Annotated in this window: 15 protein-coding genes; 8 read left to right on the forward strand and 7 right to left on the reverse strand. The window is 63.6% G+C overall.

Going from position 1 to position 15982, the window contains the following annotated elements; all coding sequences use genetic code 11:
- Positions 1-35 precede the first annotated feature (35 nt).
- The 4 genes from FW796_RS15900 to FW796_RS15915 all read right to left on the reverse strand — a co-directional run bounded on the left by FW796_RS15900 (position 36) and on the right by FW796_RS15915 (position 5662).
- Positions 36-236 carry a hypothetical protein gene (locus FW796_RS15900; protein ID WP_123724184.1) on the reverse strand — a complete coding sequence of 67 codons (201 nt, stop codon included), beginning with the start codon at positions 234-236 and terminating at the stop codon, positions 36-38.
- A 247-nt stretch (positions 237-483) separates the two neighbouring features.
- Positions 484-1590, reverse strand: coding sequence for an agmatine deiminase (aguA, locus tag FW796_RS15905; RefSeq protein ID WP_346634145.1), 1107 nt, complete (start codon positions 1588-1590; stop codon positions 484-486).
- A gap of 5 nt (positions 1591-1595) precedes the next feature.
- Entirely contained in the window at positions 1596-2474 is an 879-nt protein-coding gene (gene aguB / locus FW796_RS15910; protein ID WP_402893077.1) for an N-carbamoylputrescine amidase, read from the reverse strand.
- Between the two features lie 269 nt (positions 2475-2743).
- Positions 2744-5662, reverse strand: coding sequence for an aminotransferase (locus FW796_RS15915; protein ID WP_446439558.1), 2919 nt, complete (start codon positions 5660-5662; stop codon positions 2744-2746).
- A gap of 241 nt (positions 5663-5903) precedes the next feature.
- Between FW796_RS15915 and rfbB the strand changes: the two genes are divergently transcribed.
- The 7 genes from rfbB (at position 5904) to FW796_RS15950 (ending at position 13095) form a co-directional block, all read left to right on the forward strand.
- Positions 5904-6986 (forward strand): dTDP-glucose 4,6-dehydratase, encoded by a 1083-nt coding sequence (rfbB, locus tag FW796_RS15920; RefSeq protein ID WP_346634142.1) that lies wholly within the window; start codon positions 5904-5906, stop codon positions 6984-6986.
- Entirely contained in the window at positions 6983-7858 is an 876-nt protein-coding gene (rfbA, locus tag FW796_RS15925; protein ID WP_346634141.1) for a glucose-1-phosphate thymidylyltransferase RfbA, read from the forward strand. The genes rfbB and rfbA overlap by 4 nt, the downstream gene beginning before the upstream one ends.
- Complete coding sequence (gene rfbC, locus FW796_RS15930) at positions 7855-8400, forward strand: dTDP-4-dehydrorhamnose 3,5-epimerase (protein ID WP_123724190.1); 546 nt, start codon at positions 7855-7857, stop codon at positions 8398-8400. Before rfbA ends, rfbC begins: the two co-directional genes overlap by 4 nt.
- The gene (gene rfbD / locus FW796_RS15935) at positions 8397-9278 is read left to right on the forward strand and encodes a dTDP-4-dehydrorhamnose reductase (RefSeq protein ID WP_446439559.1); all 882 of its coding nucleotides are present in this window, start codon (positions 8397-8399) and stop codon (positions 9276-9278) included. Before rfbC ends, rfbD begins: the two co-directional genes overlap by 4 nt.
- Before the next feature lie 34 nt (positions 9279-9312).
- Positions 9313-11121, forward strand: a complete 1809-nt coding sequence (locus tag FW796_RS15940; RefSeq protein WP_446439560.1) for a sensor histidine kinase — start codon at positions 9313-9315, stop codon at positions 11119-11121.
- A 74-nt stretch (positions 11122-11195) separates the two neighbouring features.
- A complete protein-coding gene (locus tag FW796_RS15945; protein ID WP_446439561.1) occupies positions 11196-12602 on the forward strand; it encodes a sigma-54-dependent transcriptional regulator in 1407 nt (468 codons plus the stop codon).
- Between the two features lie 37 nt (positions 12603-12639).
- Positions 12640-13095, forward strand: coding sequence for a YiiD C-terminal domain-containing protein (locus FW796_RS15950; RefSeq protein ID WP_346634136.1), 456 nt, complete (start codon positions 12640-12642; stop codon positions 13093-13095).
- 142 nt (positions 13096-13237) lie between these two features.
- On the opposite strand, the gene cysQ is transcribed toward FW796_RS15950, so the two are convergent.
- A complete protein-coding gene (gene cysQ, locus FW796_RS15955; RefSeq protein WP_446439601.1) occupies positions 13238-14065 on the reverse strand; it encodes a 3'(2'),5'-bisphosphate nucleotidase CysQ in 828 nt (275 codons plus the stop codon).
- Between the two features lie 11 nt (positions 14066-14076).
- Entirely contained in the window at positions 14077-14643 is a 567-nt protein-coding gene (gene nudE / locus FW796_RS15960; protein WP_060837055.1) for an ADP compounds hydrolase NudE, read from the reverse strand.
- A 65-nt stretch (positions 14644-14708) separates the two neighbouring features.
- Between nudE and yrfG the strand changes: the two genes are divergently transcribed.
- Positions 14709-15371, forward strand: coding sequence for a GMP/IMP nucleotidase (gene yrfG / locus FW796_RS15965; RefSeq protein WP_346634135.1), 663 nt, complete (start codon positions 14709-14711; stop codon positions 15369-15371).
- A 70-nt stretch (positions 15372-15441) separates the two neighbouring features.
- Here the strand turns inward: yrfG and lysM are convergent, their stop codons facing one another.
- Positions 15442-15882 (reverse strand): peptidoglycan-binding protein LysM, encoded by a 441-nt coding sequence (gene lysM / locus FW796_RS15970; protein ID WP_402893056.1) that lies wholly within the window; start codon positions 15880-15882, stop codon positions 15442-15444.
- Between the last annotated feature and the right edge of the window lie 100 nt (positions 15883-15982).

A 15982-nucleotide genomic window follows, 5' to 3' on the forward strand; every position in this document is an offset into this window, starting at 1 on the left:
CATCCCGGCAGCGCTTTTTACAATCCATTGTCTTTCTATCCTTTCACCACATCCCACAGTGCTTGCAGTTCCGCCTCGCTGAGCAATCCAGCGGGGTAACGATCAATGATGATCCGGCGCGGATCAGGTTCCCTGATCTGACGCGTTCCATTGGACTTCAACCATTGCACCAGCACCTGCAGCGACTCGTTATTCATTGCCAAGGGATGGGGTGCCCGCTCGCTGACCATATTCATTCCAGCGCTCTCTCCTGGTTCCTGAGCGGCCTAACTTATCCAAGGTTTATGACAGAACAACAAAAGTTCCACCTGTCTCAGAATCACCACGAGACAGATACAAGAGCTATGCCAAAGTGCCAGGTGGCTCGACATACGGCCATGAAAAAGCCCGCAACCCATCTGGGCTGCGGGCTCGCTGAAAAGCGTCAGCGGCGGAACCGGTCCGACGCCGTCAAACAGGCGACAACATCTGTTACAACGGCACTCAATTCCGCTGCGGCGCGGGCTGTTGTTGGGTAAGGCAATGGATATTGCCGCCACCCAGTAACAGTTCGCGCCCTGGCACCATCACCACTTCATGCTCGGGAAACAGCTCCTGCAGAATGGCCTTGGCCTGGGCATCCATCGGGTCGTCAAAGCTCGGTGCAATGATCCCACCGTTGACGATCAGGAAGTTCACGTAGGAACCCGCCAGGCGCACTGAAGGATTGCGCTCCTGGCTGCCTTGCACCGCATCCACACCAGCACATTCCTCTTCGGTGGCATATAGCGGACCGGGAATCGGCATCTTGTGCACCTTGAAAGTGCGGCCCTTGGCGTCGCGGGTGTTTTCCAGCACCTGCATGGCTGCCTGGCAGCGAGGATAGTTCGGGTCCTGGGGGTCGTCGGTCCAGGCCAGCAGCACTTCGCCCGGGCGCACGTAGCAGCAGAAGTTATCCACATGACCGTCGGTTTCGTCGTTGTACAGGCCATCCGGCAGCCAGACGATCTGCTCCACCGCCAGGTGCTCGCGCAGCACCGCCTCGATCTGCTCACGGGACAGATGCGGGTTGCGGTTGTGATTGAGCAGGCATTCTTCGGTGGTGATCAGCGTGCCTTCGCCGTCGACGTGAATCGAACCGCCTTCGAGCACGAAGCCTTCGGTGCGGTACTCCTGGCAACGCTCGATCTCCAGCACCTTGCTGGCCACCTGCTCGTCACGGTTCCACGGCGCGTAGAGGCCGCCTTCGAAGCCGCCCCAAGAGTTGAAGCCCCAGTGCACACCGCGCACTTCGCCGCTGTGGTTGATGACGAAGGTCGGACCGGTGTCGCGGACCCAGGCGTCGTCGCTGGACATCTCCACTACACGGATATTGGGTACGTCCAGGCGCGCCCGGGCATTTTCATACTGGGCCGCGGACACGGCCACGGTCACCGGTTCGAAGCGGGCGATGGCCTTGGCCACCGCCGCGTGGGCAGCCTGGGCCGGCTTACCGCCCAGACGCCAGTTGTCCGGACGCTCGGGCCAGATCATCCAGGTCTGGGTCTGGGTCGCCCATTCGGCCGGCATGTAGAAACCGTCGGCACGCGGCGTGCTGTGCAAAGTGCTCATAGTGTTCAGGACTCCAGGGAACCGTCGAGGGTTTTCAGCGCGCCATAGAGGTTCGGACGACGGTCACGGAAACTGCCCCAGGCGCTGCGGATGTGCTCGAGCTCGTCGAGGTCGAAGCTGTGCACAAGGATACCTTCTTCGGTTTGGTTGAGCTCCTGAACCTTCTCGCCGAACTGATTGGCGATGAAGGATGAACCGTAGAAGGTGATGTCGTAGCCGTCCTGCTCTTCATTGCCGATGCGGTTGCTGGCGATCAACGGCATCAGGTTGGCCCCGGCGTGGCCCTGTTGCACTCGCTGCCAGTGGTCGCGGGAGGAAATGCTCTTGTCATGGGGCTCACTGCCGATGGCGGTGGGGTAGAAGAGGATTTCCGCACCTTGCAACGCCATGCTGCGGGCGCACTCGGGGAACCACTGGTCCCAGCAGATGCCCACGCCGATCTTCGCGTAGCGGGTGTTCCACACCTTGAAGCCGGTGTCGCCCGGGTTGAAGTAGTACTTCTCGTGGTAGCCGGGACCGTCCGGGATATGGCTCTTCCGATAAATCCCGAGGTTGCTGCCATCGGCATCGATGATCGCGATGCTGTTGAATCGCGCGCGCCCCGCCAGCTCGTAGAAGCTGATGGGCAGCACCACTTGCAACTCCCTGGCAACTTTCTGGAAGTGCGCGATGGCGACGTTGCTATCGACCGTGGTGGCCAGTTGCAGGTAGTCCGGGTTGGGCTTCTGGCAGAAGTACGGTGCCTCGAACAACTCCTGGATCAGGATGATCTGCGCGCCCTTGGCGGCGGCTTCACGGACCAGTTTTTCTGCGGTTTCCAGATTGGCCTCAAGGTCCCAGGAACAAGCCATCTGGGTAGCGGCGACAGTAACGATACGGCTCATGGAACAACTCCCGGGCAATGGACGCGGTCGATGACAACGGATAGGAAAAGGGCAAGGCACGATGAACTTGCGCCCGGCGATGGCCACTTTATATCCGATAAATATCGACTTTAGAAGCCAGAAGAATCGTTAAACAAAAAAATATTCGACAAAATACCGATAACAATCGAGTAAGCATAAACACATTCGCCGGCCAGCCGGCCCCCACAGAAAGGTGTAGGAGCCGGCTTGCCGGCGAATGGAAATGAACGCAAGCGAACGACGAAGCCTTACAGATCCTCGCCCAGCACCTTCGACAGCATGTCGACAAAGAAGTCCACGCTCCGCCGGCTGGTGACCATCGGCGGCTTGATCTTGAGGATGTTCAAATGATCCCCGGTGGGCTGCATGAAGATCCCCAGTTGTCGCAGACGATCACACAGCAAAGTGGTCTCCTCGGTGGCCGGCTCCAGGGTCTGGTGATTGCGGATCAGCTCCAGCCCCAGGTAGAAACCGGAGCCATGCACCGCCCCCACCAGGGGATGCAGATCCTTGAGCGCTTCCAGGCGCTGCCTGAAATGCTCACCGACCACCTGGGCGTTCTCCCAGAGGCCCTCCTCCTGCATCACATCCAGCACTGCGATGCCGATGCGGCAACTGACCGGGCTGCCGCCGGATGAAGAGAAGAAATAGCCCTCGGCCTCCAGCGCCTCGGCAATCTCGCGACGGGTGATCACCGCCCCAAGAGGCTGGCCGTTACCCATGCCCTTGGCCATGGTGATGATGTCCGGCACCACGCCCTGCTCTTCGAAGCCCCAGAAGAACTTGCCCATGCGTCCATAGCCCACCTGGACCTCATCGGCGATGCATACGCCACCCCGGGCCCGAACCCGCTCGTAGACTTCCTGCAGATAACCCGGCGGCAGGGAAATGCCCCCTGCGTTGCCATACACCGGCTCACAGATAAACCCGGCCAACTGGCGATGCTGCTCGTCCAGCTTGTGCAACTGCTGGTCAACGCTGCGCAGGTACTGCGCTGTACTGTCCTGGCCGCGAAACTCGCCGCGATAGGTATTGGGCGCCGTTACCGGGTGCACCCAGTCCGGACGGCTGGTCAGCGCCTGGGGGTTGTCGGCGATGGAGGTGGACACCGCATCGGCCGCCACCGACCAGCCGTGATAGGCCTCCAGCACGCTGAGCATGTCGCGCCCACCGCTGTAGGCCCAGGCCAGGCGAATCGCCAGGTCGTTGGCCTCGGTGCCGCTATTGACCAGGAACACCCGGTCCATGGAATCCGGCGCCAGGGCCAGCAGGCGCTCGGAGAACTCGGCGATCGCGGCATAGTGAAAACGCGAGTTGGTATTGAGCAGCGACCATTGGCGCGCCGCCTCGGCGGCCATGCGTGGGTGACCGTGGCCGAGCACCGCGACGTTGTTGAGCATGTCCAGGTAGGAGCGCCCTTGCATGTCGATCAGGTGATTGCGCCAGCCCCGCTCGATCCGCGGCGGGTCGACGTAATAGTGCTTTTGCGAGCGGGCAAAGCTGGCGTCGCGACGCTCCAGCAGGGTCTGCGGGTCCAGTTCCGGCTCGGCATCGCAGGCCAGCCCCAGCAGGGCTGCCGGAGAAGGGCACAACGCTTGCCAGGCAGGCGCCCGGGAAGGGCTACAGAACAGCGGCGGTTCCAGCTCAGCCGCTCGGCACAGCTGCACCTTGAGCCGGCCATCGGCTACCACGGCGCCCAGTACCTGCCCCTTGACCAGGGCCGCGCCCGACTGCAACGACGGCTCGACGCCCCACAGGCGCACGCTCAGCGCCGGACCATCCAGGCGCAACAGGCCGTTTTCGGCACGGTGCAGCACACCGGCGAACGGCGCCTCTACCGGCGTGCCTGCCGGCACTTGCAATTGCACATGCAACGGGCAGGTTTGCGGTTCCTGGGCGCTGTCGGGACAGGTCCGCGACAAACGGTATTGGCCGTAGCGACTGGCGGCCAGGCCATGGGCAACACCGGCTTCGGCCAACAGGCGATCATCGATCCCCGGCTGCTCCCAATTACCGGCTTCGAAGTGCGGGCTGAGCACTCCCAGGTCGATCAGGGCGAACTCGCGACCCACCAGGCTCGGCAGCAGCGGAACGAACCCGTCACTGCCAATGGCCGGCAAGGACTCCCCGACAGCGCTGAGGATCGCCGCTTCCATGAGCTCGAAAGACACGGCGCTGGCGACCCGGAAAATCTCCCACTCGTGCAGCAGATTGGCGCGGCTGTAGGCGTTGCCCGGGTCGATGCCGACCTGCTGCTCGCCACTGAGCACCAGCACCGCGGCCCGGGCCACGATCAATGGCCAGAGCGCCAGCAACTCGGCCCGTTGCAGCGGGTTGATCTGGTGATAGGCCTGGATCGCCGGCAGGATGCGCAGCGGATCGCCCTCGGCGTGATGCAGCAGTGCAGCGCACGTCACCGACAGATCGGTGATGCGCCAGGTCCGGATCAGGTCGCCGAAATCGATCACCCCCTGCAGCTGCCAATGGCGCGCGGCATCCCGCTGCCAGACCACGTTGTCATCGGTGATGTCCATGTGGATCGCCTGCACCGGCAACAGCTCCTGCAAGGGCTGCAGGCGACGTTCGGCACGCTGCGCGGTGTCTGCGATCAAGGCCCGTTGCTGCGGGTCCTGGATGACCGGTAACAGGTGCCCGATCAGCGCCTGGGCATGCCGGGCATCCCATTGCAGGGTGCGCTCGAGCCCCGGATGCTGAAAACCTTCCAGGGCCAGGTCCATCTGCCCGCAGAGCCGGCCCAGGCCTGCCACCAGTTCGTCCCCCAGGTGCGGCAGGTGGGTCAGGGAGCGGCCCTCTATATAATCCAGCAGCCGCACGTGCAGCGCTTGCCCGGCAATCTCTAGGGACAGCAGGTCCGCACCGTTTTTCGCCGGAATCACCCTGGGTACTCGCAATTCGGGGTATTGCTGCAGATGCTGGAGGCCCGCGTGCTGCGCCTGCAACTCCAGGGCTGAATAGTCGCCGCGGCAGATCTTCAGGACAAAGCGGCCCTGGGGACTGTCGAGGCGATAGTTGAGGTCTTGCTGGCTCCCCAGGGACTGCACGCTGCCTTGCAGGCCGTAATGGGTTTCCAGCAGCTCCAGCGCTTGCTGTGCGGTGACCTGAGGGCTGGGCAGACTGGCGCGGTGGATCAAGGTGGCGAGCAACATACAACGATCCCTGGAATTGTTATAAGCCGCTTATATCGCCATTGCCCAAGGCGTTACGCAACCCCAAAGAACGGGAAACAGACAGGCACCTTCCCCGCTTCAAAGCTGCACTTTGCGAAATTTCCGACCGTACGCGGTGAAATCGACTGATGGCGCCTATTGCACCTCAGGCGCCGTGTCGACAAGCTATGCTGCATTTTTTGCGGTAAATGATCGTTTTCAAGGACACAGGCCCTCCAACATGCGCATTCTCGTCACCGGCGGAGCCGGATTCATCGGCTCGGCTCTGGTCCGCCATCTGATCCAGCACACAGAACACGAAGTGCTGAACCTGGACAAACTGACCTACGCAGGCAACCTGGAATCGCTGCAGAGCATCGCCAGCGACAGCCGCTACGAATTCGTCAAGGCCGATATCGTCGACCAGGCCACCGTCAGCGCCGTGCTCGCACGCTTCCAGCCCCACGCGATCATGCACCTGGCGGCCGAGTCCCATGTCGACCGCTCCATCGACGGGCCGTCCGACTTCATCCAGACCAATATCGTCGGCACCTACAGCCTGCTGGAGGCAACCCGCGCGTACTGGCACAAACTGCCCGAAGCGGAAAAGGCCGCTTTCCGCTTCCACCATATTTCCACCGACGAGGTCTATGGCGACCTGCATGGCGTCGACGACCTGTTCACCGAAACCACGCCCTACGCCCCCAGCTCGCCCTACTCCGCCAGCAAGGCCGCGTCCGACCATCTGGTCCGCGCCTGGCAGCGCACCTATGGCCTGCCGGTGCTGATCACCAACTGTTCCAACAACTATGGCCCGTTCCACTTTCCCGAGAAGTTGATCCCCCTGGTGATTCTCAATGCCCTGGCAGGCAAACCGCTGCCGGTCTATGGCAATGGCCTGCAGGTACGCGACTGGCTGTACGTCGAGGATCACGCCCGGGCGCTGTTCAAGGTGGTGACCGAGGGCGTGGTCGGTGAGACCTACAACATCGGTGGCCATAACGAGCAGAAGAACATCGACGTGGTACGCGGCATCTGCAGCCTGCTGGAAGAACTGGCCCCGCACAAACCCCAGGGTGTCGCGCAATACGCCGACCTGATCACCTTCGTCCAGGACCGCCCCGGCCACGATCTGCGCTACGCCATCGACGCCGGCAAGATCGAGCGGGAGCTGGGCTGGGTGCCGGACGAAACCTTCACCAGCGGACTGCGCAAGACTGTGCAGTGGTACCTGGAAAACCTCGAGTGGTGCCGCCGGGTACAAGACGGCAGCTACCAGGGCGAACGCCTGGGTTCCACCGATATCAAGGATCTGATTGCATGATTAAAGGCATTGTTCTGGCGGGCGGCTCCGGCACCCGTCTGCACCCCATCACCCTCGGTGTCTCCAAGCAGCTGCTGCCGATCTACGACAAGCCGATGATCTATTACCCGATCTCGGTACTGATGCTGGCCGGCATCCAGGACATCCTGATTATCTCCACCCCCCAGGACTTGCCGCAGTACCGCAACCTGCTGGGTGACGGCAGCCAGTTCGGCGTGCGCTTCAGCTATGCCGAACAGCCTTCGCCGGATGGCCTGGCCCAGGCATTCCTGATTGGTGAAGAGTTCATCGGCAATGACCCGGTGTGCCTGATCCTGGGTGACAACATCTTTCACGGACAGTACTTCGGCGAACAACTGTGCGATGCCGCCAAACGCAGCTCCGGCGCTACGGTATTCGGTTACTGGGTCAAGGACCCGGAGCGCTTCGGGGTCATCGACTTCGACAGCGAAGGCCGCGCCCTGTCCATCGAAGAGAAACCCAAGAACCCAAAATCCAGCTATGCCGTCACCGGCCTGTATTTCTATGACAACGACGTGGTGCAGATCGCCAAGGCGGTCAAGCCGTCGCCCCGCGGCGAACTGGAGATCACCGACGTCAACAACGCCTACCTCAAGCGTGGCGATCTGCATGTGGAGCGTTTTGGCCGGGGCTTTGCCTGGCTCGACACCGGCACCCACGATAGCCTGCTGGAGGCTTCGCAGTACGTGCAGACCATCGAGCACCGCCAGGGTTTGAAGGTCGCCTGCCTGGAGGAAATCGCCTACCAGAACCAATGGATCAGCCGTGAGCACCTGCTGGAGCGCGCCGCCTACTTCGGCAAGACCGGCTATGGCCAGTACCTGTTCACCCTGGCCGGGGAGGCACAATGAAGGTCATCCCTACCGACCTGCCCGGCGTGCTGATCATCGAGCCCAAGGTGTTCGGCGACGAGCGTGGGTTTTTCTATGAGAGTTTCAATGCCAAGGCCTTCGCCGAAGCCACAGGCCTGGATACTCAGTTCGTCCAGGACAACCATTCACGCTCGCAGAAAGGCGTGCTGCGTGGCCTGCACTATCAGTTGCAGAACACCCAGGGAAAACTGGTGCGCGTGACCCAGGGCGAAGTGCTCGATGTGGCTGTCGATATCCGTCGCAGCTCGGCGCACTTTGGTCAATGGGTAGCCGTACGCCTCTCGGCCGAAAATCATCGCCAGCTCTGGGTTCCCGAAGGGTTCGCCCACGGTTTCGTGGTGCTCAGCGACTTTGCCGAGTTTCTCTACAAGACCACCGACTATTACACCCCGTCCGCCGAGCGCAGCATTCGCTGGGACGATCCGACCCTGGCCATCGACTGGGAGCTCACCGAGCCCCCGCAACTGTCCGCCAAGGATCAGGCTGGCACCCTGCTGAGCGAGGCCGATCTGTTCCCATGAACACTCCCCTGAAAATCCTCATCAGCGGCCAGCACGGCCAGGTTTCCCGCGAGCTGCAGCAGCGGCTCGGCGACCTGGGCGAACTGGTGGTCCTTGGTCGAGACCAGTTGGACCTGAGCCACCCGGAACAGATCCGCCAGCAGCTCCGCACCATTCGTCCGCACCTGATCATCAACGCCGCCGCCCACACCGCCGTCGATCAGGCCGAAAGCGAGCCGGAGCTGGCCTTTGCGATCAATGCCAGCGCTCCCGGGATCTTCGCCGAGGAGGCCCTGGCGCTGGGTGTGCCACTGATTCACTACTCCACCGACTACGTGTTCGACGGCCGCAAGGCCACGCCCTACGTGGAGGAGGACGAGCCCAATCCGCTGGGGGTCTACGGCCAGAGCAAGCTGGCGGGCGAACGGGCCATCAACCAGGTACAGGGCCAGCACCTGATCCTGCGCACCAGCTGGGTCTATTCCAGCCACGGCAAGAATTTCCTGCTGACCATGCAGCGCCTGCTGCAGGAACGACCCGAGCTGCGGGTGGTGGCCGACCAGATCGGCGCGCCCACCTGGGCCGGCACCATCGCCAACAGCACCCGCGCCCTGATCGAACGCTGGCAGTCCGGGAATCACGGCGCCTGGGGCACCTACCACCTCACCGCCCACGGCGAGACTTCCTGGTTCGGTTTCGCCCAGGCCATCGGCGAGCAGTTGCTGGCCCTGGACAAGCCTTGCGCGGTGCTCGAAGCCATCCCCTCCAGCGCTTACCCGACCCCGGCTCCCCGGCCGCTGAACTCACGCCTGGACTGCAGCCGCCTGGCTCGGGAGTGGGGCGTGATCCAGCCGGACTGGCACAGCGCACTGCGCGAGTGTCTTGCCGAGCAGGGCTAGGCATAATGCGCCTGTATCCACAGGCGCCATTTCCATGACCGCACCTCTTCCCCGTCGTCCCCGCTGGCGCAGCCTGGCCCTGCTGGCCCTGTGCCTGGCGCCGTTGCTGTGGCCGCTGGAGCACTTGGCCGAGCGCTACTATCGCAACGAGCTGACCAGCCAGAATCGCCAGACCCTCGACCTCTACGTGGCCAACCTGCTGGGCACCCTGCACCGCTACGAAGTGCTGCCGCAGATCCTCGGCGACCTGCCGGCGCTGCGGGCGGTGCTGGGCGCCCCGGACGACGGCGTGACCCAGGGCAACGCCAACCGCCTGCTGAAAAACATCAGCGCCCAGACCGGCGCCGAAGTCATGTACCTGATGGACACCAGCGGCAAGACCCTGGCGGCCTCCAACTGGGACAAGCACGACAGTTTCGTCGGGCGCAATTTCGCCTTCCGCCCCTACTTCAGCGAAGCCATGGCCGGACGCCTGGGACGCTTCTTCGGCCTGGGCACTACCTCGGCCAAGCGTGGCTACTTCTTCGCCGCTGCGGTGCGCGACGGCGAACGGATACTCGGCGTGCTGGTGGTCAAGGTAGACCTGGACCACACCGAAAGCCTGTGGGGCAAAACCCCGGAACAGCTGTTGATGACCGACCACAATGGTGTGGTGATCCTCACCTCGCGCCCTGAATGGCGCTTTCGTGCGACCCGTCCTCTGAGCGACGAGGAACGCCAGGCCATCGTCGCCATCCAGCCCTACCCAACCCGGGACCCGCGCCCACTGAACCTCAATCCCGATGCCTGGCTGACCCAGACGCAACAGATCGAGGAAACCCGCTGGAGCGTCAGCATCCTCGCCCCGCGCACCCTGATCGATCGCCCGGTCCGCACCGTGGTGGCGGTCGGCGCCGCTGCGCTACTGGTGCTGATGCTGCTGCTCGGCCTGATGATGCAGCGCCGCCGCCACTACCTGGAGCGGATCGCCTTCGAAGCCAAGGCCCGACGCGAGCTGGAGAGGCGCGTGGCCGAGCGCACCAGCGATCTGGAGAGCCTCAACCGGCGCTTGAAACAGGAAGTGCTGGAGCGCGAAACCGCTCAACAGGAGCTGGTGCGCGCCCAGGACAATCTGGTCCAGGCCGGCAAGCTCTCGGCCCTGGGCACCATGTCCGCGAGCATCAGCCACGAACTCAACCAGCCCCTGGCGGCCATCCGCAGCTACGCGGAAAACGCCGAAGTGCTGCTGGACCATCAACGCACCGATGACGCCCGGGGCAACCTCAAGCTGATCAGCGAACTGACCGGGCGCATGGCCTCGATCATCGCCCACCTGCGAGCCTTCGCCCGGCGCGATCACCACGCCCCGGAAAGCGTCGCCCTGCAACCGGCCCTGGACGATGCCCTGGCCCTGCTGGCCAAGCGCCGCCGGGCCATGGAAGTGGAGCTGATCCGCGACCTGCCGGCCGCCACCCTGTGGGTCGAGGCCGGGGAAACCCGTCTGCGCCAGGTGCTCGGTAACCTGCTGGCCAACGCCCTCGATGCCCTGACCGAAAAGGGTCCGCCGCGCAAACTCTGGCTGAGTGCCGAATCCACCGCCACAGGCGTCAATCTGTACATCCGCGACAATGGCCCGGGCTTCTGCATGGAGGCTCTGGGACGCGCCGGAGAGCCGTTCTACACCACCAAGACACGGACCCAGGGCCTGGGCCTGGGACTGGCGATCTGCGACACCCTGATGCGCGCCTTCGGCGGTGAATTGTCGTTCGCCAACCACCGCGAAGGCGGCGCCCTGATTACCCTGCGCCTGCGCGCCGGGGCCCCCGGAGTGAGCCTGCAGCCCTCCGAGGATCGCGGGGTATGAAGCGCAGCGGCCATTCGTTAGCAACCACGCCCGGCCCAGCGATGCCGGCCACGACACAACCTGGAAAGTGACCGATGACCCGTCCCGACAGCCTCGACCCTCAGCTGCAAGTGGTGTTGATCGACGACGATCCTCACCTGCGCCAGGCCCTGAGCCAGACCCTGGACCTGGCCGGCCTCAAGGTGCTGTCCCTGGCCCAAGCCCAGGGCCTGGCCCCGCGCCTGGAGCGGGACTGGCCGGGGGTGGTGGTCAGCGACATCCGCATGCCCGGCATGGACGGCCTGGAACTGCTCACCCAATTGCATGCCCAGGACTCCGAGTTGCCGGTGTTGCTGATCACCGGTCACGGCGATGTGCCCCTGGCCGTGCAGGCGATGCGCGCTGGCGCCTATGACTTTCTGGAGAAGCCTTTCGCCAGCGATGCCCTGCTCGACAGCGTACGCCGCGCCCTGGACTGGCGGCGCCTGGTGCTGGACAACCGCAGCCTGCGCCTGGCCCTCAGTGACCGCCAGGAACTGAGCGCGCGGCTGGTGGGCCAGTCAGCGCCGATGCTGCGTCTGCGCCAGCAGATCGGCGCCCTGGCGGCGACCCGGGCCGATGTGCTGATCCTGGGCGAAACCGGCGCCGGCAAAGAAGTGGTAGCCCGCGCTCTGCACGATCTTTCCGGGCGGCGCAACGGACCGTTCGTGGCGATCAACGCCGGGGCATTGGCCGAGTCGGTGGTGGAAAGCGAACTGTTCGGCCACGAACCGGGAGCCTTCACCGGCGCGCAGAAACGCCGCATCGGCAAGTTCGAATTTGCCAACGGCGGCACCCTGTTCCTCGACGAAATCGAGAGCATGAGCCTGGATGTCCAGGTCAAGTTGCTGCGCCTGCTCCAGGAGCGAGTGGTGGAGCGCCTGGGGGGCAACCAGCTGATCCCCCTGGATATCCGCATCATCGCCGCGACCAAGGAAGACCTGCGCCAGGCCGCGGACCAGGGGCGCTTTCGCGCCGACCTTTACTACCGCCTGAATGTGGCACCGCTGCGCATTCCACCGCTGCGCGAACGCGGCGAAGACGCGCTGATGCTGTTCCAGCACTTCGCCGACGAAGCCAGTACCCGCCACGGCCTGCCGCCCCAGGAACTGCAACCCGGACATCGTGCCCTGCTGTTGCGGCATAGCTGGCCGGGCAACGTGCGGGAACTGCAGAACGCCGCTGAACGCTTCGCCCTGGGCCTGGAACTGGCCCTGGACAACAACGAGCCGGACCACCCTGCCATCGCCGCTCCGACGCTGATCGCCGGCGGCCTGAGCGAACAGGTGGAACACTTCGAAAAGAGCCTGATCGCCGCTGAACTGACGCAACCCCACAGTTCGATGCGCAGCCTTGCCCAAGCCCTGGGAATACCGCGCAAGACCCTGCACGACAAGCTGCGCAAACACGGCTTGAGCTTCGCCGACGGCGGCACCAGCCACGCCAGCGATGAATCCGAATGAGCCGCACCGTCAACCCTTCGACCCTTGAGGCCCGTGCATGAACCGCGACAGTCGCTACCTGGAATCCATCCTTCACCACGACATTCCCCTGACCCGGGACATGGGCCTGAAGGTGCTCGACTGGCAGGCTCAACGACTGCGCCTGCAACTGCCGCTGGACGCCAACGTCAACCACAAGAGCACCATGTTCGGCGGCAGCCTGTACTGCGGCGCCGTGCTGGCCGGTTGGGGCTGGCTGCATTTGCGGCTCAAGGAGCAAGGGATAGATGACGGGCATATCGTCATCCAGGAAGGGCAGATCAGCTACCCGCTACCGGTAACCGGCGATGCCGTGGCGATCTGCACTGCACCTGATGACAAGGTCTGGAAGAAATTCCTCTCGATGTACCAGCGCTACGGTCGTGCCCGCCTGACCTTGCACAGCCGCGTGGTCAACGCCGGCAGCGAAGAAGACGCCGTACGCTTTGCCGGCCAGTACGTCCTGCACCGCTAACCCGTTTCGGAGCCGGCTCGCATCTGTAGGAGCTGGCTTGCCAGCGAAGAGGCCGAAAATTCTTGCACAGGACTCAAGGGCCCCTTCGCCGGCAAGCCGGCTCCTACACAAGGGGCGGCAGAGGCAAGTCGCCGCGGGGCGATCAGGAGCGGGCCAGCTCCAGCAGTTTTCCGCGCCACGGCGCCTTGGCCGGCAGCGCCAGGAAGAAGCCGTTGAGCAAGGACTCCCGGGGTGGATAGCAGAACGGTGCGCCCGCAAGATCCAGCACTTCTCCACCCGCCCCTTCGAGTACACCCTGGGCCGCCGCGGTGTCCCATTGGGAAGTCGGTGCCAGGCGCGGATAACAGTCCGCCGCGCCTTCGGCCAGCAGGCAGAACTTCAGCGAACTGCCGATATTGGCCAATTGCAACTCACCCAGGGCAGCGCTCAAACCACTGAGCAAGCGCTCCTGCTCCGGGCTTGAATGGCGCCGACTGGCCACCACGGTAAAGGCTGCGCCCGGCCCCGGCTGCTCACGCACCTGGATCGCTCGCGGCGGCTGCCCCTGATCCACGCGCCAGGCCCCCAGGCCGGCACCGCCCAGGTAGCAGCGGCCATTGGTGGGCATCGACACCACGCCAAACACCACACGTCCCTGTTCGATCAGGGCGATGTTGACGGTGAACTCTTCACTGCCGGAAATGAACTCCTTGGTGCCGTCCAGCGGGTCCACCAGCCACCAGCGCTGCCAACCGGCGCGAGTGGCCTGGGGAATATCGGCATCTTCTTCGGACAGCACCGGAATGCTTGGGTCCAGTGCCGTCAGGCCTGCCACGATCAGGTGATGGGCCGCGAGGTCGGCAGCGGTCACCGGCGACTCGTCGGCCTTGTGCTCGACCGCCACATCGGCACGCCAGAACGGCAGGATCGCCTCGCCGGCGCGCAAGGCCAACTCGGCCACTGGCGCCAATAAAGGATGGGGAAAGTTCATCGAGGTCATGCTCATGCTGGAAAGGCTCCGCGCTGGCTTAGCAGGTCGCGGGTCAGGTACAGCGCCGCCAGGGCCCGGCCTTCGCTGAATTGCGGATTCTGCGCCAGGCTGGCCAGTTCGCGCAGGTTGATCTTGTCGACCCGCATCGGCTCAGGCTCGTCGCCCTCCAGGCGCTCTTCATACAGATCGGTGGCCAGTACCACCTGGATTTTCTGGCTCATGTAGCCCGGGGACAGCGACAGCTCGGTCAGGTGCTCCAGTTGCCGTGCGCCAAAACCGGCCTCTTCCTTGAGCTCACGCTCGGCCGCCGCCAGCACATCTTCCCCCGGCTCGATCAGCCCCTTGGGCAGGGACAGCTCGTAGGCGTCGGTGCCGCCGCAATACTCCTCCACCAGCACCGCATGCTCCGCATCGAGCATGGCCACGATCATCACCGCGCCGTAACCCGCCCCCTTGCCCACCAGCCGCTCATAGGTGCGCTCGACGCCATTGGAGAACCGCAACTGCACCTCTTCGACACAGAACAGACGACTGGTGGCGACGATCTCGCGGGCGAGTACAGTGGGTTTCTGGCGCATAGCGGGCTCCTTGGCGATAGCGGGTTACTATACAGGCTGTTTTCTTACCGCTGGAGAAGTGTTCAATGGCCCTGCTGCCCTGGTGCGATATCGATACCGTCCTGCTGGATATGGACGGCACCCTGCTGGACCTGCACTACGACAACCACTTCTGGATGGAACACTTGCCCCAGCGTTACGCCGAGTTGCACGGGGTCAGCCGGGCCATGGCCGAGCTGGAACTGCAACCGCTGTTCGAACGCAACGCCGGCCAATTGCAGTGGTATTGCCTGGACTTCTGGAGCGCCGAGCTCAAGCTCTCGGTGCGTGAACTGAAGCTGGAGACGGCTCACCTGATCGCCCTGCGGCCGGACGCCGACACTTTTCTCGCGGCGATCAAGAAGGCCGGCAAGCGGGTGATACTGATCACCAACGCTCATCGTGACTCCTTGTCGTTGAAGCTGGAGCGGATCGAACTGGCGCCTTACTTCGAGCGCCTGATCAGTTCCCACGACTACGGGTTCCCCAAGGAGAATCCACAGTTCTGGGATGCACTGCAGGCCGATATTCAATTCGATCCGGCCCGCAGCCTGTTTATCGACGACACCCTGCCAATTCTGCGCAGCGCGCGGGATTTCGGCGTGGCGCAGTTGCTCGCGGTGAGCCAGCCGGACAGCCGCAAAGGGCTGAAGGACACGGCCGAGTTCGCGGCAGTGGGGGATTACCGGGCGTTGATCGAAGGGTTGTGAAGCCCTTCGCGGGCAAGCCCGCTCCTACAGAACCCGTAGGAGCGGGCTTGCCCGCGAAGAAGAGGGTCGATCATTCAGGAATGCGCAGCACCTGGCCCGGGTAGATCTTGTCCGGGTGGGACAGCAGCGGCTTGTTGGCCTCGAAAATCTTGTTGTACTTGTTGGCGTCGCCGTATTGCACCTTGGCGATGGCGCTCAGGGTGTCGCCCTTCTTCACGGTGACGAAGACCGCAGAAACCGCCACGGGACCGGTCACCGTTATCTGGTCCTCGACACTGCCGACACCGGCGATGTTGCCCAGGGCCAGGAGGATTTTTTCCTTCTCTTCCTGGGTCGCCACTTCACCGCTCACCGTGACCTTGTCACCTTCCACCGTGGCGTGAACATTGGGATTGCCCAGGCCGACCTTTTCGATGTGCTCCTTGAGCTGCTCGCTGGCATTGGCGTTGCCCGGGGTCAGCAGGTCGATCAGTTTTTCACCGGCTTCTTTCACAAAGCTGAAAATGCTCATGTCGCACACTCCTTGGTTGATAGATCCAGACGCGAAAGACTAGACCAGCCTGGGGCAATGAGGTTCCCGGGCGACCAGTGACCCAAGGCCCTGCCGGCAC

This window comes from Pseudomonas sp. 910_21 (assembly GCF_052850735.1).

Coding starts and splice junctions, on each gene's coding strand:
- yrfG (WP_346634135.1), top strand. CDS start 14,709: ATGGCCCTGCTGCCCTGGTGCGATATCGATACCGTCCTGCTGGATATG.
- rfbD (WP_446439559.1), top strand. CDS start 8,397: ATGAACACTCCCCTGAAAATCCTCATCAGCGGCCAGCACGGCCAGGTT.
- rfbA (WP_346634141.1), top strand. CDS start 6,983: ATGATTAAAGGCATTGTTCTGGCGGGCGGCTCCGGCACCCGTCTGCAC.
- nudE (WP_060837055.1), bottom strand. CDS start 14,643: ATGCGCCAGAAACCCACTGTACTCGCCCGCGAGATCGTCGCCACCAGT.
- rfbC (WP_123724190.1), top strand. CDS start 7,855: ATGAAGGTCATCCCTACCGACCTGCCCGGCGTGCTGATCATCGAGCCC.
- FW796_RS15915 (WP_446439558.1), bottom strand. CDS start 5,662: ATGTTGCTCGCCACCTTGATCCACCGCGCCAGTCTGCCCAGCCCTCAG.
- aguA (WP_346634145.1), bottom strand. CDS start 1,590: ATGAGCACTTTGCACAGCACGCCGCGTGCCGACGGTTTCTACATGCCG.
- FW796_RS15900 (WP_123724184.1), bottom strand. CDS start 236: ATGAATATGGTCAGCGAGCGGGCACCCCATCCCTTGGCAATGAATAAC.
- FW796_RS15950 (WP_346634136.1), top strand. CDS start 12,640: ATGAACCGCGACAGTCGCTACCTGGAATCCATCCTTCACCACGACATT.
- cysQ (WP_446439601.1), bottom strand. CDS start 14,065: ATGAACTTTCCCCATCCTTTATTGGCGCCAGTGGCCGAGTTGGCCTTG.
- FW796_RS15945 (WP_446439561.1), top strand. CDS start 11,196: ATGACCCGTCCCGACAGCCTCGACCCTCAGCTGCAAGTGGTGTTGATC.
- FW796_RS15940 (WP_446439560.1), top strand. CDS start 9,313: ATGACCGCACCTCTTCCCCGTCGTCCCCGCTGGCGCAGCCTGGCCCTG.
- aguB (WP_402893077.1), bottom strand. CDS start 2,474: ATGAGCCGTATCGTTACTGTCGCCGCTACCCAGATGGCTTGTTCCTGG.
- lysM (WP_402893056.1), bottom strand. CDS start 15,882: ATGAGCATTTTCAGCTTTGTGAAAGAAGCCGGTGAAAAACTGATCGAC.
- rfbB (WP_346634142.1), top strand. CDS start 5,904: ATGCGCATTCTCGTCACCGGCGGAGCCGGATTCATCGGCTCGGCTCTG.